At 73.9% G+C, this 18692-nt stretch carries 23 protein-coding genes; 12 read left to right on the top strand and 11 right to left on the bottom strand.

Annotated features, from left to right (window positions below):
• Nucleotide 1: 1 nt before the first annotated feature.
• From ACN27D_RS22325 to ACN27D_RS22310, 4 genes are all read right to left on the bottom strand, one after another.
• Nucleotides 2-961: an electron transfer flavoprotein subunit alpha/FixB family protein gene (locus ACN27D_RS22325; protein WP_358170147.1), complete on the bottom strand. Its 960-nt coding sequence runs from the start codon at nt 959-961 to the stop codon at nt 2-4.
• Nucleotides 962-973: 12 nt separating this feature from the next.
• The gene (locus tag ACN27D_RS22320) at nt 974-1753 is read right to left on the bottom strand and encodes an electron transfer flavoprotein subunit beta/FixA family protein (RefSeq protein WP_120571331.1); all 780 of its coding nucleotides are present in this window, start codon (nt 1751-1753) and stop codon (nt 974-976) included.
• Nucleotides 1754-1929: 176 nt separating this feature from the next.
• The gene (locus ACN27D_RS22315) at nt 1930-2334 is read right to left on the bottom strand and encodes a hypothetical protein (protein ID WP_120573938.1); all 405 of its coding nucleotides are present in this window, start codon (nt 2332-2334) and stop codon (nt 1930-1932) included.
• A gap of 2 nt (nt 2335-2336) precedes the next feature.
• Nucleotides 2337-3134: a GNAT family N-acetyltransferase gene (locus tag ACN27D_RS22310; protein WP_121685872.1), complete on the bottom strand. Its 798-nt coding sequence runs from the start codon at nt 3132-3134 to the stop codon at nt 2337-2339.
• A 41-nt stretch (nt 3135-3175) separates the two neighbouring features.
• Here ACN27D_RS22310 and ACN27D_RS22305 point away from each other — a divergent pair, with 41 nt between their 5' ends.
• Genes ACN27D_RS22305 through ACN27D_RS22295 form a run of 3 tightly spaced genes read left to right on the top strand, consistent with a single transcriptional unit; the run spans nt 3176 to nt 4286 of the window.
• A complete protein-coding gene (locus ACN27D_RS22305; protein ID WP_421499913.1) occupies nt 3176-3562 on the top strand; it encodes a YidH family protein in 387 nt (128 codons plus the stop codon).
• The gene (locus ACN27D_RS22300; protein ID WP_357799460.1) at nt 3559-3858 is read left to right on the top strand and encodes a DUF202 domain-containing protein; all 300 of its coding nucleotides are present in this window, start codon (nt 3559-3561) and stop codon (nt 3856-3858) included. The genes ACN27D_RS22305 and ACN27D_RS22300 overlap by 4 nt, the downstream gene beginning before the upstream one ends.
• A 26-nt stretch (nt 3859-3884) precedes the next feature.
• Nucleotides 3885-4286, top strand: a complete 402-nt coding sequence (locus ACN27D_RS22295; RefSeq protein ID WP_120571335.1) for a PLD nuclease N-terminal domain-containing protein — start codon at nt 3885-3887, stop codon at nt 4284-4286.
• Between the two features lie 56 nt (nt 4287-4342).
• On the opposite strand, the gene ACN27D_RS22290 is transcribed toward ACN27D_RS22295, so the two are convergent.
• Both ACN27D_RS22290 and ACN27D_RS22285 read right to left on the bottom strand, forming a co-directional pair.
• Nucleotides 4343-5965: an acetolactate synthase gene (locus tag ACN27D_RS22290; protein ID WP_421499912.1), complete on the bottom strand. Its 1623-nt coding sequence runs from the start codon at nt 5963-5965 to the stop codon at nt 4343-4345.
• 70 nt (nt 5966-6035) lie between these two features.
• Nucleotides 6036-6809, bottom strand: coding sequence for an enoyl-CoA hydratase/isomerase family protein (locus tag ACN27D_RS22285; protein WP_121685869.1), 774 nt, complete (start codon nt 6807-6809; stop codon nt 6036-6038).
• Between the two features lie 131 nt (nt 6810-6940).
• Here ACN27D_RS22285 and ACN27D_RS22280 point away from each other — a divergent pair, with 131 nt between their 5' ends.
• A complete protein-coding gene (locus ACN27D_RS22280) occupies nt 6941-7507 on the top strand; it encodes a DUF6232 family protein (RefSeq protein WP_421499911.1) in 567 nt (188 codons plus the stop codon).
• Here the strand turns inward: ACN27D_RS22280 and ACN27D_RS22275 are convergent.
• Nucleotides 7453-7884: a nuclear transport factor 2 family protein gene (locus tag ACN27D_RS22275; protein ID WP_421499910.1), complete on the bottom strand. Its 432-nt coding sequence runs from the start codon at nt 7882-7884 to the stop codon at nt 7453-7455. The genes ACN27D_RS22280 and ACN27D_RS22275 overlap by 55 nt on opposite strands.
• A gap of 57 nt (nt 7885-7941) precedes the next feature.
• On the opposite strand from ACN27D_RS22275, the gene ACN27D_RS22270 reads away from it, so the two are divergent.
• Both ACN27D_RS22270 and ACN27D_RS22265 read left to right on the top strand, forming a co-directional pair.
• Nucleotides 7942-8421, top strand: coding sequence for a DUF6232 family protein (locus ACN27D_RS22270; RefSeq protein ID WP_018786214.1), 480 nt, complete (start codon nt 7942-7944; stop codon nt 8419-8421).
• Between the two features lie 66 nt (nt 8422-8487).
• On the top strand, nt 8488-9258 hold the full coding sequence (locus ACN27D_RS22265) for a hypothetical protein (RefSeq protein WP_421499909.1): 771 nt from the start codon (nt 8488-8490) through the stop codon (nt 9256-9258).
• A gap of 3 nt (nt 9259-9261) precedes the next feature.
• Here ACN27D_RS22265 and ACN27D_RS22260 read toward each other — a convergent pair whose 3' ends face one another.
• Both ACN27D_RS22260 and ACN27D_RS22255 read right to left on the bottom strand, forming a co-directional pair.
• Nucleotides 9262-10158: a ribokinase gene (locus ACN27D_RS22260; protein WP_350814128.1), complete on the bottom strand. Its 897-nt coding sequence runs from the start codon at nt 10156-10158 to the stop codon at nt 9262-9264.
• A 16-nt stretch (nt 10159-10174) separates the two neighbouring features.
• Nucleotides 10175-11014: an ABC transporter ATP-binding protein gene (locus ACN27D_RS22255; RefSeq protein WP_393155357.1), complete on the bottom strand. Its 840-nt coding sequence runs from the start codon at nt 11012-11014 to the stop codon at nt 10175-10177.
• A gap of 132 nt (nt 11015-11146) precedes the next feature.
• Between ACN27D_RS22255 and ACN27D_RS22250 the strand changes: the two genes are divergently transcribed.
• Both ACN27D_RS22250 and ACN27D_RS22245 read left to right on the top strand, forming a co-directional pair.
• Nucleotides 11147-12151, top strand: coding sequence for an ABC transporter ATP-binding protein (locus ACN27D_RS22250; protein WP_120571343.1), 1005 nt, complete (start codon nt 11147-11149; stop codon nt 12149-12151).
• The gene (locus ACN27D_RS22245; protein ID WP_120571344.1) at nt 12148-13158 is read left to right on the top strand and encodes an ABC transporter permease subunit; all 1011 of its coding nucleotides are present in this window, start codon (nt 12148-12150) and stop codon (nt 13156-13158) included. Before ACN27D_RS22250 ends, ACN27D_RS22245 begins: the two co-directional genes overlap by 4 nt.
• Nucleotides 13159-13243: 85 nt before the next feature.
• Here ACN27D_RS22245 and ACN27D_RS22240 read toward each other — a convergent pair whose 3' ends face one another.
• Nucleotides 13244-14449, bottom strand: a complete 1206-nt coding sequence (locus tag ACN27D_RS22240) for an ROK family transcriptional regulator (protein WP_421499908.1) — start codon at nt 14447-14449, stop codon at nt 13244-13246.
• Nucleotides 14450-14573: 124 nt separating this feature from the next.
• Here ACN27D_RS22240 and ACN27D_RS22235 point away from each other — a divergent pair, with 124 nt between their 5' ends.
• The 4 genes from ACN27D_RS22235 (at nt 14574) to ACN27D_RS22220 (ending at nt 17703) form a co-directional block, all read left to right on the top strand.
• Nucleotides 14574-16028 (top strand): glycoside hydrolase family 3 protein, encoded by a 1455-nt coding sequence (locus tag ACN27D_RS22235; RefSeq protein WP_421499907.1) that lies wholly within the window; start codon nt 14574-14576, stop codon nt 16026-16028.
• 118 nt (nt 16029-16146) lie between these two features.
• Nucleotides 16147-16584: a hypothetical protein gene (locus ACN27D_RS22230; RefSeq protein ID WP_120571347.1), complete on the top strand. Its 438-nt coding sequence runs from the start codon at nt 16147-16149 to the stop codon at nt 16582-16584.
• The gene (locus ACN27D_RS22225) at nt 16581-17063 is read left to right on the top strand and encodes a thiol-disulfide oxidoreductase DCC family protein (protein ID WP_091419207.1); all 483 of its coding nucleotides are present in this window, start codon (nt 16581-16583) and stop codon (nt 17061-17063) included. Before ACN27D_RS22230 ends, ACN27D_RS22225 begins: the two co-directional genes overlap by 4 nt.
• A complete protein-coding gene (locus ACN27D_RS22220; protein WP_120571348.1) occupies nt 17002-17703 on the top strand; it encodes a TetR family transcriptional regulator in 702 nt (233 codons plus the stop codon). The genes ACN27D_RS22225 and ACN27D_RS22220 overlap by 62 nt, the downstream gene beginning before the upstream one ends.
• A gap of 183 nt (nt 17704-17886) precedes the next feature.
• Here ACN27D_RS22220 and ACN27D_RS22215 read toward each other — a convergent pair whose 3' ends face one another.
• Nucleotides 17887-18552, bottom strand: coding sequence for a GNAT family N-acetyltransferase (locus ACN27D_RS22215; protein WP_421499906.1), 666 nt, complete (start codon nt 18550-18552; stop codon nt 17887-17889).
• Nucleotides 18553-18692 lie beyond the last annotated feature (140 nt).

Below are 18692 nucleotides of genomic sequence, written 5' to 3'. Positions count from 1 at the left end.
CTCACTTGCGCTTGCGGATCTCCTCGGCGGCCTGCGGGACGACCTTGAACAGGTCGCCGACCACGCCGAAGTCGGCCAGCTCGAAGATCGGCGCCTCGGCGTCCTTGTTCACCGCGACGATGGTCTTCGAGGTCTGCATGCCGGCCCGGTGCTGGATCGCGCCGGAGATGCCCAGCGCGACGTAGAGCTGCGGGGAGACCGTCTTGCCGGTCTGACCGACCTGGAACTGGTGCGGGTAGTAGCCGGAGTCGACTGCCGCGCGGGACGCGCCGACCGCGCCGCCGAGCAGGTCGGCCATCTCCTCGACCAGCTTGAAGTTGTCGGCGTTGCCGACACCGCGACCGCCGGAGACGACGACCGACGCCTCGGTCAGCTCGGGGCGGGAGCCCTTCTGCTCGGCGACCCGCTCGACGACCTTGGCCAGCTTGTCCGCGTCGGTGACCGACACGGTGAGCTGCTCGACGGCCGGGGTGGCCGCGGCCGGGGCCGGGTTGAGCGAGTTCGGCCGGACGGTGACCAGCGGCAGGCCCTTGGTGACCTTGGACTTGACGATGGTGGAGCCGGCGAACGCGACCTGGGTGGCGGTGCCGTCGGCGGCCAGGCCGACCACGTCGGTCAGGATGCCGTTGTCCAGCTTGACCGCCAGGCGGGCGGCGATCTCCTTGCCCTCCTGGGAGGAGGCGAGCAGCACGGCGGCCGGCTGGACGCGCTTGACCAGCTCGGCGACCACCGTCGCCTTGGGGGCCACCAGGTAGCCGTCGATCTCCTCGCCCTCGGCGGCGTAGATCTTCTCCGCGCCGTACTCGCCGAGCTTCGCGCTCAGCGCCTCGGCGGCGCCGGCGCCACCGAGGACGACAGCGCTCGGGGTGCCCAGCTCGCGGGCGAGGGTGAGCATCTCCAGGGTGACCTTCTTGACGCCGAATTCCTTGGTGGCTTCGACGACGACGAGAACCTCAGACATGTCAGTGACCTCTCACACGAACTTCTCGGTGGCGAGGAACTCGACCAGCTTCACGCCGCCCTCGCCCTCGTCGGTGATCTTCTCGCCGCCGGAGCGCGGCGGGCGCTTGGAGTGCTCGACCACGGCGCTGGTGGCGCCGTCGAAGCCCACCTCGGCCGGGGCCACGCCCAGGTCGCCCAGGGAGAGCGTCTGCACCGGCTTCTTCTTGGCGGCCATGATGCCCTTGAAGGACGGGTAGCGCGGCTCGTTGATGGTGTCCCAGACGGAGACCACGGCCGGGGTGGAGGCGGTGACCACCTCGTAGCCCTCCTCGGTCTGCCGCTCGACGGTCAGGTTCGCGCCGTCGACGGTGAGCTTGCGGGCGCCGGTCAGGGCGGCCACGCCCAGCCGCTCGGCGATCATGTGCGGCATGACCTGGACCCGGCCGTCGGTCGACTCGGCGCCGCAGATGACCAGGTCGGCGTTGAGCTGCCCGAGGGCGGCGGCGAGCACCTTCGAGGTGGCCACCGCGCAGGAGCCGTGCAGGGCGTCGTCGACGACGTGGACGGCCTTGTCCGGGCCCATGGAGAGCGCCTTGCGGATCGACTCGGTCGCCCGGTCCGGACCCATGGTCAGGATGGTGACCTCGCCGCCGTGCGCCTCCTTGATCTTCAACGCCTCCTCGATGGCGTACTCGTCCATCTCGTTGATGACGTTGTTCGCCGAACCGCGGTCGACGGTGTTGTCGTCAGAACGCAGGTTGCGGTCCGCGCCCGAATCGGGCACCTGCTTGACGAGTACGACGATGTTCATCGCGCTTCGACGACCCTCCTGTTTGGTGTAGCGATCACTCGCCCGGTCACGGGCGCAGCCTCCCGCGTGACGCAACGTGGGTCAACCGCGGGCAGCTGTGCACTTCCCCACGAGGCAATGTTACCCGCAAGTAGCATGGCCACCCCGGCGGCCCGGAGTGACGCAACTCACCACCGTCACGCCGCCTCGGCCAGCGCCTGCCGGATCTTCTCGATCGCCGCCGCCTCGGCCGGCTCGATCCCCCGGTGCGCCTGCGCCACCCGCTCCGCCGCGGCCAGCACCACCGACCGGTACGTCTCGACGTCGTCCGGCGACTTGGCGCGCAGGATCTCCACCGACCGGCCCAGCGCGGGCAGCACCACCGACTCGATCTCCATGACCGAGTCCCGGGGAAGCTGCGGCAGCGGCCCGGTGGTCAGCGCCTCCTTGACCACACCCCCCACCTCGGCGAGCGCACCGGAGGCGGCGAAGCTCTCCCGCACCATGGCCAGCACGCCGGGCACGGCGTTGGAGACCAGGAACACGGCACCGAACGCGCCGGTCTTCAGGGTGAGCCGCTCGTCCGCCGTCAACCGTTCCATGATCACGGAGTGTAGACGTAGGGCGTGGAGGTGGTGACCGCAACGAGCCCGAGCCGCTCCAGGATGGGCCGGCTGTCCGGCGAGCAGTCCACCTGGAGCAACGTCTTGCCGCGCTGCTGTGCCAGCCGCGCCCGGTACGCCACGAGCGCCCGGTAGATGCCCTTCTTCCGCCACTGCGGCAGCGTCGAGCCGCCCCAGAGGCTGGCGAAGCCGGTGCCGCGCTGGTAGCGGATCCAGCCCGCACTGACCACCGTCTCCCCCGCCTCGGCCACCACCACCGTGATCGACTGCGGGTCCGCCTCGATCTCCCGGAGCAGGCCGATCACCAGGTGGCTGCGGTCGGTGCGCCAGACCTCCTCCTCCATCGCCGCGATCCGTTCCAGGTCGGCCCGGCTGGTGACCTCGCGCAGGCGTACCCCCTCGGGGAGCACCGGGACGGCGGCGGCGAGCGGCGCGACCGGGCCGACCACGACGGTCTCCTGGTCCTCCGGTACGAAGCCGGCGGCGCGCAGCCGGTCGCCCAGGTCGGCCGGCTCGTCGTGACCGGCGAGCTTCCACTCGACCGACTCGCCCCGGGCCCGGAAGACCTCGACCTGCCGGGCGATGAGCGCGTCCAGCTCGGCGCCGGCCAGGCCGTCGAGCGTCCGGTAGGTGAGGAAGCCCCGGTGGTCGAGGCCGAGCACGCGGAACAGCGGGCCGTCGCGCTCCACCGTCACCCCGTCCGGCAGCGGGTCCGGCAGCTCCGGTCGGATCTGGCTGTCGTAGGCGTCACGCAGCTCGCGCGCGTCAAGATCGGTCATCCCCCCAGGCTAGGCGCGGGGCAAAGCGGATAATCGGCAGCGTGTGGGAGTCGATCAAGAGCTGGTTCGACCCGCGTGAGCTGCGTTCGGTCGGCATCCCGCCGGACTACCGCTTCTCGCTGGCGAACGAACGGACCTTCCTGGCCTGGCTGCGGACAGGGCTCGCGCTGGTCGCGGGCGGGCTGGCCGCCGCCCAGTTCCTCCCGCCGCTGCGCCTGGCCCACCTGCGCGAGGCGCTCGCGATCGCGTTGCTGCTGCTCGGCGCGGCCGTCTCGATCCGGGCGGTCGACCACTGGGCGCGCACCGAACGCGCCATGCGACTGAACGAGGAGCTGCCCGCGTCCCGCTTCCCGGCCGTGCTGGCGCTCGTCGTCGCGGTCGGCGCGCTGCTGCTGGTGGCCGCCGTGCTGCTGGGCGGCGCGGGGTGACCCGAGATCCCGGACTGCAGCCCGAGCGCACCCGGCTGGCCTGGCGGCGGACGCTGCTCACGCTGACCGCGGTGCTGCTGCTCCAGCTCCGGCAGGCGTTCACCGGCCGCGTCCTCGACGCGCTGCTGACCGGGGCGGCGCTCCTGGTCTGGCTCGCCGTGCTGGTGGTGACGTGGCACCGGGCCACCGGCACCGGACCCCGCCGGTTCGACAGCTGGTCGGTGCCGCTGACCGCGCTCGGTGCGGCCGGACTGGCGGTGCTCGGTGTGGCGCACGTGCTCGGCGGGGTGCGCTGACGTGCGGCGGTGAGCCATCATGGGGCATGGCCCGCCTCTACGTGCTGCTCTTCCTGGTTCAGATCGTCCTCGCCGTGTGCGCGCTGATCAGCTGCCTCTCCGCCGACGAGGAGAAGGTCAAGGCGCTGCCCCGGATGATCTGGGTGCTGATCATTCTCTTCTTCCCGCTGGTCGGCTCGATCGCCTGGTTCCTGGTGGGCCGCGAGCGCCCGGCCGGGACCGCCGGCGTCACCGGCACGACCCGTCCCGCCGCCCCGGCGGCCCGCCGCCCGCTCGCACCGGACGACGACCCGGAGTTCCTCGCCTCGCTGGACGAGCGGTCCCGCCGCGAGGACCAGGAACGGCTGCGGCTGTGGGAGGAGGACCTGCGCCGCCGCGAGGAGGAGCTGCGCGGCCGTCCGGACGACCGGGACCGCCCCGAGGTCTGACACGCGCAGCGGGCCGCCCGCCGGTCACCCGGCGGACGGCCCGCACGCGCCGTGTCTCAGGCCAGGTTCGACGAACGGGGGTACGCGTCCGCGGGGTCGGTCAGCACGTTCACCAGGTACGGCACGCCCGAGTCGAACGCGCGCCCCAGCGCGGGCCCGAGGTCGGCGGCCTTCTCCACCGTCTCGCCCCCGCCGCCCAGCGCCTCGACCACCTTGTCGTAACGCAGGCCGGGCTGGAGGTCGGCGGCCACGTCGTAGCCGTACATCGCCCGCATCGGGTGCTTCTCCAGCCCCCAGATGCCGTTGTTGCCGACCACGATCACCACCGGCAGCTTCTGCCGGACCAGCGACTCCACGTCCATCAGCGAGAAGCCGGCCGCGCCGTCGCCCATCAGCACACAGATCTGCCGGTCCGGGTGGCTGACCCGGGCGCCCATCGCGTAGCCCATGCCGGTGCCCAGGCACCCGTACGGCCCGGGGTCGAGCCAGGTGCCCGGCTGGGCGGGCTCCAGGTACCGCCCGGCGTACGAGACGAAGTCGCCGCCGTCGCCGATGGTGATGGCGTCCGGGGCGAGCACCTTGCGCAGCTCGCCGTAGATCCGGGCCGGGCGGATCGGGTCGCTCTCGGCGGCCATCTCCTCCGCGTCGCGGGCCTTCGCCGCGTCCTCGGCGGTCCGCAGTTCGGCGATCCAGTCGGCGTGGTCGGCCCGGTCACCGGTGTGGTCGGCGAACGCGCCGAGGATCAGCCGCAGGTCACCGGCCGGCGCGGCGGCCGGCTGCACGTGCCCGGCCCGCTGGCTCGGTGCGTCCACCACGTGCACCACCTGGGCGTCGCCGAAGTCGCCGAAGGAGAGCCGGAAGTCCAGCGGGGTGCCGATCACCACGACCACGTCGGCGCCCTTGAGCGCGACCCGGCGCGCCTTGGCGAACGCGAGCGGGTGCTCCGGCGGCAGCGCGCCCCGGCCCATGCCGTTGGTGAACACCGGCACCCGCAGCGACTCGGCGGCGGCACGCAGCGCCTCGACGGCGTCGCCCGCGTACACGTCGGAACCGGCGATGATCACCGGCCGGGACGCGCCCGCGATCAGGCGGGCCGCCTTGGCCACCTCGTCCGGGTCCGGCTCGATCGGCGCCGGCGGCGTGACCGCCGGCAGGTCGGCGTCGCCTACCGAGAAGACCGCCTCCAGCGGGAAGTCCAGGAAGACCGGGCCGCGGTGCGGGGTGAGCGCGGTGGTCAGCGCCGCCGACACCGCGCGCGGGATGTCGTCGGCGCTGAACACCGTCTCGGCGTGTTTGGTCACCGGCGCGACCAGCGGCAGGTGGTCCATCTCCTGGAGGCTGCCCGAGCCCCAGCGGAACTGGGGCGCCCGCCCGCCGAGCACCAGCACCGGCGAGGCGTTGAAGAACGCGCTGGTCAGGCCGGAGACCCCGTTGGTGACGCCGGGGCCGGCGGTGAGCACGGCCAGGCCGGGGCGGCGCTGGAGCTTGGCGACCGCCTCGGCGGCGAACACGGCGGACTGCTCGTGCCGCACGTCGTAGAGGGGGAAATCCGCCTTGTGCGCGGCGTCGTAGAGCGGGAAGACGTGCCCGCCGGACAGCGTGAACATCTCCCGTACGCCGTGCGCGCGTAGTGCCGCGAGTGCCAGATCGCCCCCGTGGCCCTCGATCCGCTCCGTCATGCCATTCCCCTTCGTCGACCGACCGGGGTCACGCTACTGGCCGGTACAGCAGATGTGAACAGCTCTCGCGTCAGCGACCGGTGAAGCCCGGCTTGCGCTTCTCCACGAACGCGGCCATGCCCTCGCGCCGGTCGTCGGTGGCGAACAACGCCGCGAAGAGCTGGCTCTCCCAGGCCAGGCCCGAGGTGAGGTCCATGTCCAGACCGCCGTCGACAGCCGCCTTCGCCGCGCGCAGCGCCTGCACCGGCCCGGTCAGGAACGGCTTCACGTACGCCACCGCGGCGTCGTAGACCTCGGCGGCCGGGACCACCCGGTCGGCCAGGCCGATCCGCAGCGCCTCGGCGGCGTCGACCATCCGCCCGGTCATGATCAGATCCTTGGCGCGGGCCGGGCCGACCAGGCGGGCCAGCCGCTGGGTGCCGCCGGCGCCGGGGATGATGCCGAGCTTGATCTCCGGCTGGCCGAGCTTGGCGTCCTCGGCGACGATCCGCCAGTCGCAGGCCAGCGCCAGCTCGCAGCCGCCGCCGAGCGCGTACCCGGTGATCGCGGCGACGACCGGCTTCGGGATGCGGGCGATCGCGCCGAGCGCGCTGGACAGGTCGGCCGCGCGCTCCGCCATGTCCACGTAGGACATGTCGGCCATCTCCTTGATGTCCGCACCGGCCGCGAAGACCTTCTCGCCGCCGTACACGATCACGGCGCGGACCTCGGTGTCGGCGGTGGCCGCCGACGCGGCGGCGCGCAGCTCCTCCTGCACCTGGGTGTTGAGCGCGTTCATCGGCGGCCGCTCCAGCCGGATGGTGCCGATGCCGTCCTTCACTTCCAGCCTGACGAACTCGCCCACGCTGCCCTCACTTCCTCGTCGAAGTCGCGTGCCAACCTTACGACTCGCCTCGTTGGGGTAGACAGTGTGGTGTCGGCGACTCCCCAGGTCGCCGCCGGAGCCGCCGCCGCCCCGCCACCGGGAGTGAGGCCATGATCACCTACTACGACGACCGCTCCGTCCAGGTCACCTCCACCGCGGTACGGGTGGACGGGCGCAGCTACCCGCTCGCCGAACTGACCACCGTGTGGCACCGTCGGGGCGACCGCTCCTGGCGGGTGATCGCCGGGCGCGGCGCGATCGGGGCCGCGCTCGCCGGACCGCTGGTGGCCGCCGTGCTGGGCATAGCGCTGGCCGTGTGGCTCCAGCGTTCGGCGGTGGTCACCATCGCCATCGTCGGGGTCTCGGTGCTGCTCGGCCTCGCCGTCGGTCCGCTCGCGGACTTCCTCTTCGAACACCTGGACCGCTCCTACGCCCGGGGCAGCCGGGAGATGGAGATGTGGGCGCAGTGGCGCGGCCGGCCGGTGCGGCTGCTGCACACCCGCGACGCGATGCGCTTCGGCCAGGTCTACCGGGCGGTGCAGCGGGCCATGGAGGCCCTGCCGCCAGCGCCGGGGCGCGCCGCGCCCGATCGTGCCGCCCGCCAGCCCGATCGTGCCTCGCGTCAGAACGTGATCGGCTCGTCCGGCAGCAGGCCGAGCCCGCGCAACAGGCCGTAGGTGTCCTGCTCGCCCCAGAACTGCACGATCCGGCCACCGGCCAGGCGGTACATCTTGCACGCGCTCTGCACCGTGGTCGCACCGGTCGCCTCCCGCCGGTACGTCTGCGCCATCGACACCACCACCCGGTCCCCGGCCGCGAAGATCTCCCGGATCTCCTGGTCGAGCACGGTCAGGCCGGGTGAGGAGACCGCTGCCTCCGGGTAGCGCCGGCCGCGTACCGCGGTGCCCGAGCCGTAGATCTCCACGTCCTCGTCGACCACCTCGGCCAGTTCGGCCAGGTCCTTCGTGACGAAGGTGCGCAGGTAACGCCGGACCACCTCGACGTTGCGCGCCTGCTCGTCACCGCTGGTTCCGGCCCCGTTCCGGTCCGTCATGCCGCCAGCCTAACGGTGCGCGATCACCGACGCCGCCCCGCGCGGTTAGGCTGATTCATGGTCCTCTATTACCGGGACGACGCCGTGCAGGTCACCTCGGAGGCGATCCACGCGGGCGGGCAGGTCGTCGCGCTCGCCGACGTCACGTACGTCTGGCACGCGCGCGGCACCACCACGCTCGCCGTCCGGGGGCGGGTGCTGGGCCGCGGCGTGCTGGTCCTGCTGCTGTCGCTGCCGCCACTGGTCGCGGTGGTCTGCGTGCTCTCGCTGGCCTGGTCCGCGCAGGACCGCGGCGAGTGGAAACTCGCCCTGATCATCCTGGCCGCGTTCGTGGTGGCCGGTCTGGCGCTCACCCCGTTCCTGGAGGTGCCGCTCGGCTGGCTGGACCGCTCCTACGAGCGCGGCAACCGGGTGCACGAGCTGTGGGTGCAGCACCACGGCCGGGAAACGATGCTGGTCCGCACGCCGGACGCGCTGCGGTTCGGGCAGATCTACCGGGCCGTGCAGCGGGCCGTCGAGCAGGGCGACCTGCGGTGAGCCGGCCCGGCGCGCGGCGGCCACCTCATCCGGCGGCACTGGCCGCGACGCCGCACACTGGATGCCATGGCGATCCCTCTTCCCCGGCCCGGCGCCCTGCTCGGCCTCACCCGTACCGCAGTGGACCAGGCGCTCGGCTCGGCCGCCACGGTGGCCTCGGTACCCGCTCGCGCCTTCGCCGTCCTCGACCAGGTGGAGGCGCTGGTCCGGCGGATCGACGGGGTGGTGGACCGGATCGAGGGCACGCTCGACCGCACCGACCGGGTGCTCACCGACGCGGAGACGGCGGTCCGCGAGGTGGCGGTGATCAGCGCCGCCGCCACCGCGGCGATCGACACGGCGACCGAGGTGGCCGCCGCGGCGACTGTGGTGGTCGGCGAGGCGCAGCGGGTCTCCGAGGCGGCGGCCACCGTGGTCGGCGAGGCCGACCGGGTGGCCCGGACGGCGGCCGGTGTGGTGACCGAGGCGGAGACGGTGACCACCCGCGCGGCGGGCACGCTGGCGACCGCCGAGAAGGCGACGGGCGTCGCGACCGAGCTGCTGACCGCGTACGAGGCGACGCTGCGCCGGGCCGCGCCGATGGCGGCCCGTTTCGTGGAGCAGCTCAGCCCGGAGGAGGTGACCGCCGCGATCCGGCTGGTCGACGAGTTGCCGAAGCTCAAGGACCATCTCACCTCGGACGTGCTGCCGATCCTGGCCACGCTGGACCGGGTCGGTCCGGACCTGCACGACCTGCTGGACGTCACACGCGATCTCAAGCTCGCGGTCGCCGGCATCCCCGGGCTCGGCATGCTGCGCCGCCGCGGCGAGCGCCTCACCGACGAACCGGCCGGCTGAGGCTCAGCCGGCCGGGAACAGCTCGTCGATCTCCGCGCGGTGCGGCAGCGCCACCGAGGCGCCCAGCTTGCGCACGCACGCCGCACCGGCGGCCGCCGCCCAGCGCACCGCGTCGGCCAGGTCCCGCCCCTCGCCCCAGGCAACGGCGAGCGCGGCGGTGAACGCGTCCCCGGCGGCGGTCGAGTCGACCACGTCCACCGGCACCGCCGGCACGTGCGTCGGCGGCCGGTCCCGGTCGACGTACCAGGCGCCGTCGCCGCCGAGCGTGAGCACCGCCCGGGGCACCAGGTCCAGCAGCGCCGCCGGCTCGTCCCGGCCGCGGCCGGTCAGCGCCTGCGCCTCCGGCTCGTTCACCACGAGCAGGTCGGTGGCCGCCAGCAGCTCGGCCGGCACCGGCCGGGCCGGTGCGGCGTTGAGCACCACCCGGGTGCCCGCGGAACGGGCCGCCAGCGCCGCCTCGGTCACCGTCTCGACCGGCACCTCCAGCTGCGCGACCAGCACGTCCGCATCGCGTACGGCGGAGAGCTCGTCGGCGGTCAGCGACGTGAACGCGGCGTTCGCCCCGGGGGTGACCAGGATGGCGTTCTCCCCCGCGCCGCCGACCATGACCAGCGCGACGCCGGACGGGCCGTAGACCACCCGCAGGTGGCCGGTGTCCACGCCGGCCGCTGTCATCCGGGCCCGCAGCGTCACGCCGAACGAGTCCGAGCCGATCGCGCCGAGGAAGACGCAGGACGCGCCGGCACGTACCGCGGCGACCGCCTGGTTGGCGCCCTTGCCGCCGGGCAGCATGACGAAGTCGTCGCCCAGCACCGTCTCGCCGGGCCGGGGCAGCGCGGCGCCGATGCCGACCAGGTCCATGTTGGCGCTGCCGACGACGGCGATCCGGGTCTGCGGCACTGTGTCGTCCCGTCGCTCAGGCGGCGCGGGCGGCCCAGCGGTCGCCGGACCGCGTGACCACCAGCGGCAGGCCGAACGTCTTCGACAGGTTGTCGGCGGTGAGCACGTCGGCGAGCAGCCCCTGCGCCACCACGCCGCCCTCGCGCAGCAGCAGCGCGTGGGTGAAGCCCGGCGGGATCTCCTCGACGTGGTGGGTGACCAGCACCATCGCGGGCGCGTCCGGGTCGTACGCCAGCTCGGCCAGCCGGGCCACCAGGTCCTCGCGCCCGCCCAGGTCGAGCCCGGCGGCGGGCTCGTCGAGCAGCAGCAGTTCCGGGTCGGTCATCAGGGCGCGGGCGATCTGGACGCGCTTGCGTTCGCCCTCGGACAGCGTGCCGTACGTGCGGTCGGTGAGGTGGCCGACGCCGAGCTGGCGCAGCAGCGCGGCGGCGCGCGCCACGTCGGTGCGGTCGTAGCTCTCCCGCCAGCGGCCGACCACGGACCAGGCGGCGGTCACCACCACGTCGACAACGCGCTCCTCGGCGGGGATCCGCTCGGCGAGCGTCGCGGTGGACAGGCCGATGCGGGTCCGCAGCTCGTTGACGTCGGTACGGCCGATGCGCTCGCCGAGCACGTGCGCGACGCCGCTGGTCGGGTGCAGCCGGCCGGCGGCCAGGTTGAGCAGCGTGGTCTTGCCCGCGCCGTTCGGCCCGAGCACCACCCACCGCTCGTCCAGCTCGACCCGCCAGTCGACGTCGTGCACCAGCGCGGTGCCGGAACGCCTGACGACGACTCCGTCGAGGCTGACCACCAGATCCGCGTCCACGGTCGAGGGGGCGGGGGCGCCCGGGGCGCCGGGGATCAGGTCACCAGTCACCGCTCCATCCAATCACGCACCCGGCCCGGCGCCCCCCACGGGCGGCGCCACCGCCATAGGGTGGGGCGCCGTGTCGTTGGTCACCGCTTCCGGAAGGACACCCATGCCCGACCGCTGCCGGGAGGCGCGCGGATGAGCGCGGTCATCGAGATCGCCGGCCTCCGCAAGACGTTCCACACGCTGCGCCAGGGGCGCCGGATCGCCGTCGACGGTTTCGACATGCTGGTCGAGGCGGGCCAGGTGCACGGCTTCCTGGGGCCGAACGGGTCCGGGAAGACCACCACGCTGCGCGCGTTGCTGGGGCTGGTCCGGCCGGACGCCGGGCGGATGCGCGTGCTGGGCGCCGAGTCACCCGAGCATCTGGCGGACGTGGCCGGGCGGGTCGGCGCGATCGTGGAGAGCCCGCAGTTCTTCGCCAACTTCACCGCCCACCGGACGCTGCGGCTGCTGGCCCTGGCCGGTGGTGTGCCGACCGCCCGGGTGGACGAGGTGCTGGAGCAGGTCGGGCTGCGTGACCGGGGCGACGAGCGGGTCAAGGGCTACTCGCTGGGCATGAAGCAGCGGCTGGCGGTCGCGTCGGCCCTGCTGAAGAACCCGGAGCTGCTGATCCTGGACGAACCGGCGAACGGGCTGGACCCGGCCGGCATCCGGGAGATGCGTGACCTGACCCGGTCGCTGGCCGAGGCCGGGGTGACGGTGCTGCTGTCCAGTCACATCCTCGCCGAGATCCAGTTGATCTGTGACCACGTGACGATCGTCAGCCGGGGGCGGCGGGTCGCGTACGGGCCGGTGGAGGAGGTGCTCGCCGGTTTCGACCAGCACCAGTGGCGGGTCCGGGTGGCCGACCCGGAGCAGGCCGGGCAGTTGCTGGGCCGGGCCGGCCTGTCGGTGACCGTCGCGCCGGACCACCTGGTGGTGACCGGCGTGCAGGATCCGGAGACGATCAGCCGGACGCTCGGCGAGCAGGGCATGTGGGTACGCGAGCTGGTCCCGCTGCGGCCGGACCTGGAGAGCGTCTTCCTGGAGCTGACCGGCGGCCACGAGCACGTGGCGGTGCCGCGACAGGTCGACGGCGCACCGCCGAACGACGGTGTGATCGACCTCGACGTCCGGGAGAGCCGGGAGGTGGACGCGTGAACCTGGTCCGTGCCGAGCTGGAGCGGCTGGCCGCCCGGCGCTTCGTGCAGCTCATGGTGGTGCTGCTGGCTGCCGCCTTCGCGGTGACAGTGGTGACCACGCTCGCCGGTTCGCACCGGCCCGGCCCGGCGGAGCTGAGCCGGGCGCAGGCCCAGGCGGCGGAGAGCGTGCGCCAGATGGAGATGACGTACGACCGCTGCCTGCGGATCCGGGAGGGCTCGCTCCCGCCGGGCGAGAACGACTACCTGCCGCGCGACTGCGCCCAGATCGACCCGGCCCAGATCGAGGAGCTGCCGAGCGCGGCCGACTACCTCAGCGGCGTCTTCGTCTTCGCCAAGGAGGCCGAGCCGCTGCTCTACTTCCTGATCGCGTTCCTGACGCTGTTCGGGTTCCTGGTCGGCGCCTCCTACATCGGGGCCGACCTGAACTCGGGCGGGGTGGTCAACCTGCTGCTGTGGCGGCCACGGCGGCCCACTGTGCTCGCCGCGAAGCTGGGCACGCTGCTGGGCGGGCTGCTCGGCCTGTCGGTGCTGGCGTCGGCGGCGTACCTCGGGGCGTTCTGGTTGATCGGCCAGGCGTCCGGCCTGGTCGGGCGGACCGGCGGCGACTTCTGGCCGTCGCTGGCGGCGATCTGGGTACGCGGGCTGATGCTGGTGCTGCTCGCCGCGGCGCTCGGGTTCGCCGTCGCCACGCTGGGCCGGCACACGTCGGCGGCGCTCGGCACGGTGGCCGCGTACGTGGTGGTGTGGGAGCTGGGGGCGCGGCTGGTGTTCCAGATCCTGGAGGTCGGCCGGCCGGACCGGTACATGCTGTCCAGCTATCTGGCGGCCTGGCTGTCCGGTGAGGTGCGGCTGTGGGACAGCAACGCCTGCGGCCCGGGGATCTCCGGCTACTGCGACGGCTCGTACACGTTGACGTGGACGTCGGGCCTGGTGGTGCTGCTCGGGCTCACCGGTGCGCTGGTGGCCGCCGCGTTCACGGTGTTCCGTCGCCGCGACCTGATCTGACCGGAGCGACGCTCCGGCAACTCCTTGCGAACCCTGGCGCCATGATGAAGGATTCCTTCACATGGCGCCAGGGTGCACGACGTGGTCAGCCGACGGTCGAGCCGAACACCTCGTCGCGTACGGCGTCCAGCGCGGTACGCAGCGCGCCCCGCAAGATCGGCTCCTCGGTCAGCCCGGTGGTCACCACCCGGGGGCGCACGAGCGTGATCGCGGCGACCTCGTGCTGCACCCGCTCGGCCAGCGCCGCCCCGCCCGCCTGCCCGACCGCGCCGGCGAGCACCACGAGCGGCGGGTCCAGCACCACGCAGGTGCTCGCCACACCGAGCGCCAGCCGCCGGGCCAGCTCGTCGAGCATCGGCCCGCCCGCGGTGCCGGCCGCGATCGCCGCGCGTACCACCTCGGCCGCCCGGGCCGCCGCGACGCCCTGCTCGGCCGCCTCCGGGCTGGCGAAACCGTGCTCGGCGCCCACCGCGCGCACCGCGTCGGCGCCGACGAGCTGCTGGAACGCCGGCTTGGCCCGCTTGGACACGTCGCGCGGGATGGGCGCACCGGGCACCGGCAGGTAGCCGATCTCCCCCGCCGCGCCGCTGCTGCCGTGGTGCAGCCGGCCGCCCAGCATGATCGCCAGGCCGACGCCCGCGTCCACCCAGACCAGCACGAAGTCGGCGGTGCCACGGGCCGCGCCGGACTGCGCCTCGGCCACGGCGGCGAGGTTCACGTCGTTCTCGAACACGACCGGGGTGTCCAGGTCCTCGCGCAGCGCGGCGAGCAGGCCGCTGTGCCAGCGGGGCAGGTTGAACGCGAACGTGATGTCGCCGGTCTGCGGGTCGACCAGGCCCGGGGTGCCGAGCACGACGCGCCGGACGGCGGACAGCTCCGCCCCGGCGCTGCTGGCCGCCTGGACCACGGCGTTGTGCACCACGCCGACCGGGTCGTCGGTGTCCCTGGTGGACTGCTCGACCCGGCCCGCCACGGTGCCGGTGATGTCGGCGCAGGCGGCCACCACCCGCTCCGCGCCCACCTCCACGCCCACCACGTACGCGCTGCTCGGCCGGACGGCGTAGAGCTGGGCGTTCGGGCCCCGCCCGCCGGCCTGCTCGCCGACCCGGGCGACCAGGCCACGCTCCTCCAGCCGCTCGACGAGCTGGGACGCGGTGACCTTGGACAGCCCGGTCAGCTCACCGATCCGGGCCCGGGTCAGCGGGCCGCGTTCGAGCAGCAGCTCCAGCGCCGCACGATCGTTGAGCGCCCGCAGGAGTCGGGGGGTGCCGGGCAGCCGGGTCGCACTCATGCCAACGTCCTCAATTTTCAGTAAAGTTTTCTAACCACAAAACGCCTGCCGAGGGGTGCCCGTTAGCGTATCGGCCACCCCCATCCGCAGAGGTCGGACGACCCGGCAGGGAAAGGGGATACTCGTGGGTCTGGATCCAGGACTGCGCCGGCTCGCGCTGGGCACGCTGCTGGCCGCGTACCCGGGACCGGTCCCGCCGGACTGGGCGGTCGACCTGCTCGCCGACGGGCTCGCCGGGCACACCCTGTTCGGCACCAACATCCACGACCCGGCCCAGGTGGCGGCGTCCACCGCGGCGCTGCGCGCCGGCCGCCCCGACGTGATCGTCGCGATCGACGAGGAGGGCGGCGACGTCACCCGGCTGGCGCACGCCACCGGCAGCCCGTACCCCGGAAACGCCGCGCTCGGCGCGGTGGACGACCCCGACCTCACCCGCCAGGTGTACGCGGCGATCGGCGCGGAGCTGGCCGCGCTCGGCATCACGGTCGACCTCGCCCCCACTGTCGACGTGAACACCGCCGACGAGAACCCGGTGATCGGCACCCGCTCGTTCGGGGCGGACCCGAAGCGGGTCGCCGTCCACTCGGCCGCAGCCGTCGCCGGCCTCCAGTCGACCGGCGTGGCGGCCTGCGCCAAGCACTTCCCCGGGCACGGCGCCACGGTCGCCGACTCGCACCACGAGCTGCCCACCGTCGACGTGCCGCCGGCGGTCCTGCGGGGCCGCGACCTGCCGCCGTTCGCCGCCGTGGTCGACGCGGGCGTCCGCGCGGTGATGACCGCGCACATCCGGGTGCCGGCGCTGACCGGCGACGGTCCGGCCACGTTCAGCCGCGCGGTCCTGCACGACCTGCTGCGCGTCGAGTACGGCTTCGCCGGCGCGGTCATCACCGACGCGCTGGAGATGAAGGGCGCAGTGCTCGCCGCGGGCGGGGTCGGCGCGGGCGCGGTCCGGGCCCTGGCCGCCGGCGCGGACCTGCTCTGCATCGGCGCCCGGGTCGACGCCGAGCTGGTCGAGTCGGTCGCCGCCGAGATCGTCGCGGCCATCGGTGACGGCCGGCTGGCGCGCGCCCGGGTCGAGGAGGCCGCCGGCCGGACCACCGCGCTCGCCGCCGCCACCGGCCCCGCCGACGCTCCGCCGCCGGCCGTCGACGGCCTCGGCTACGCCGCCGCGCTGCGGGCGGTACGCGTCGAGGGCGACCTCACCGGCGACACCGCGCCCCTGGTGGTGCAGGTGCACGCCACCTCCACCATCGCCGAGGGGCGGGTGCCCTGGGGGCTCGGCCCGCACCTGACCGCCGGAGTCGAGCAGGCCCGCGCGGTGGCGGGCGAGACGGACCCGGAGCAGTTGCGGCGGCTCGCCGGGGACCGGCCGGTCGTGCTGGTCGGCCGGCACCTGCACCGGCTTCCCGGCGCGCGCGAGCTGGTCGAGGCGCTGGCCGTCACGCACCGCGTCGTCGTGGTCGAGATGGGCTGGCCGGGCGCCTGGCGGCCGGCGGGCGCGCGCGCCTTCGTCGCGACCCACGGCGCCAGCCACGCCAACGGCCGGGCCGCCGCCGAGGTGCTCGGCCTGACCGCCTGACCCGGACCCCACCCGGCCCGCCGTCTCCGGACGGCCGGCCGCTCTCTTGAACGTGTTCAAATTCTGTCGTACGCTCAGGGTGCCCAGGATTTGAACACGTTCAAGAGAGGCGACGGGGATGGACGTGAAGGTCTGGATGTACCTGGCCTACCTGACGGTGAGCATCGGCCTCACCATCTGGGTGGCGCGGGCACTGTCCCGCAACGGGCTGGTGTTCCTGCAGGACGTGTTCGCCGACAGCCGGCTGGCCGAGGCGGTCAACAGCCTGCTGGTGGTCGGCTTCTACCTGCTCAACCTCGGCTACGTCACGGTGGCGATGAAGGAGTCCGGCCCGGTCGGCGACACCAGCCAGGCGCTGGAGCAGCTCTCCATGAAGGTGGGATTCGTCCTGCTGGTGCTGGGCGCGCTGCACTTCTTCAACGTCTTCGCGCTCGGCCGCTACCGGCGCGGCCGCCTGCGCCAGCAGGCCCTCCACCCGCCGCTGCCGCCGGTCAGGATGCTCCCGCCGCAGGGCGGGCCCGTACCGGCGGCGGGCCCGAACCCGCCGGCCCGGTGACGTCCGCCGCGGGCGGGCACCAGCAGGATCCCACCGGGCACGGGGCCGGTGGGATCCGCGGGTTCACCGTCCTGTTCGACGCGGACTGCCCGATGTGCCGGGCCGCCCGGCGCTGGCTCGCCTCGCGCGCCCAGCTCGTACCGCTGGAGTTCGTGCCGGCCGGGTCCGCCGAGGCCCGGCGGCGCTTCCCCGGGCTCGACCACGATGCCACACTGCGCGACCTGACCGTGGTGGCCGACACCGGTGCGGTCTACCGCGGCGACGGCGCCTGGTTCGCCTGCCTCTGGGCGCTCGCCGAACATCGCGGCACGGCCGAGCGGCTGGCCCGCCCGCACCTGCTGCCGCTGGCCCGGCGGGTGGTGGCGGCGGCCTCCGCGGTCCGCGAACGGATCCGGGAACCGGGATACGGTGACGACGATGACCGAGCAGAGTGCGCCGACGACCGCTGCGGGTGGGCAGGGGTCGACGGCCCGGGGTGAGCAGACCCGCCAGCTGATCCTCGACACCGCGATGCGGCTGTTCCGCGAGCGCGGATACGCGCGGACGACGATGCGCGCCGTCGCCCAGGAGGCGGGCGTGGCGGTGGGCAACGCCTACTACTACTTCGGCTCCAAGGAACACCTGGTCCAGGAGTTCTACGCGGGCACCCAGCGCGAGCACCGGGAGGCAGCCGCGCCGGTGCTCGCCCGGGAGCGGGACTTCGGCCCGCGACTGGCCGGGGTGCTGCACGCGGGCATCGACGTGCTGAGCCCGTACCACGCGTTCGCGGGCGCCTTCTTCAAGACGGCGGCCGAGCCGACCTCACCGCTCAGCCCGTTCTCCGCCGAGTCGTCGGCACCCCGGGACATGTCGATCGCGCTGTTCCGCGAGGCGCTGACCGGGTCCACAGTCAAGCTCGACGACGAGCTGCGCGAGGCACTGCCCGAGCTGCTCTGGCTCGGCTACATGGGTGTGGTGCTCTACTGGGTGCACGACCGCTCGGAGGGGCAGGTCAAGACCCGGCAGCTCATCGACGGCGTGGTGCCGCTCGTGGACCGGCTGGTGGGTCTGTCCCGGCTGCGCGTGCTGCGGCCGGTCACCCGACAGGCGCTCGCCCTGATCCACACGCTGCGTCACTGATCCCGCCGACGCGAAGGCAAGCGATTGCGCAGGTGAGAGTCCGTAACCGGACAGCAACGCACCCCTTGCTCCCGACAGGAACTGACACATAGCGTTACCGATGTCGGGCCTGGGGGGAGAGCTGCGGACCGTGGATCCGGCCCGGGATCCACGGTCCGCGCCGGACTCGGCCAGCGGGGCGGGTCAGCGGGGGAAGACGCCGAACGCGGTGAAGCCGCGCTCCGGGAACCCGGCCGCCTCGGCCACCCGCGCCGACGCGGCGTTGCCCGGGTCGTGCAGGTAGGTGGGGATCGCCCCCTCGTCCAGCACCCGGCGGGCCGCCTGCGCGACCAGCCGCCGGGCCAGGCCGCGCCCGCGCGCCGTCGGCACCGTGCCCACCGCCAGCTCGTGCCCGTACGCGTCGTGCCGCTTGATCCCCACGCCGGCCCGGTACGCGCCGTCGGCGCCCCGCACCACGAGCACCTCCCGGTCGAACAGCCGCAGCCACGGCGGCAGCCCGGGCAGCGTGGGCGGGACCCACTCCCCCACCTCGGGCAGCGGCGCCGGGTCGGTGCACCAGCGGAAGACCGAGGCGTGCGCGACGAACTCGGGCATGCCGACAGTGACCGGCAGGTCGGACAGCCACTCCCCGAGCGGCCGGTCGCGTACCAGCGTCCGGACCGCCTCCACCCGGTCGGCGGCCACCGAGAGGACGGTGCTGCCGCCCGCGGTCACCGCGACGGCCGGGCGCAGCCGCCCGTCCCAGGCCGGGCGGGCGCGGCGATAGGACCGGACCACGTGCAGCCCGGGGCCCGCCGGCCACTGCCCCAACCAGGTCGCCAGATGAAGGAAGACCCGCCGGTCGAGCACGTGATCATGGTACGCCGGGACGCCGCGCCCGTGCCCGCGGAATTCGCCGATCGCGGCGCGGTTGAGACGCGCGGCAGGTGGGTAGAGGGTCGGCACGCCAGCGACGGACGCCGATTCCTGGTCCCGCCACCGGCCGCAGG

The sequence above is a fragment of the Micromonospora sp. WMMD1274 genome (assembly GCF_049179035.1).
In the GTDB taxonomy this organism is placed as follows: Bacteria; Actinomycetota; Actinomycetes; order Mycobacteriales; family Micromonosporaceae; genus Micromonospora; species Micromonospora tulbaghiae.
The sequence above is the reverse complement of the archived record's forward strand: the minus strand, read 5'-3'. Positions and strand labels throughout refer to the sequence as shown.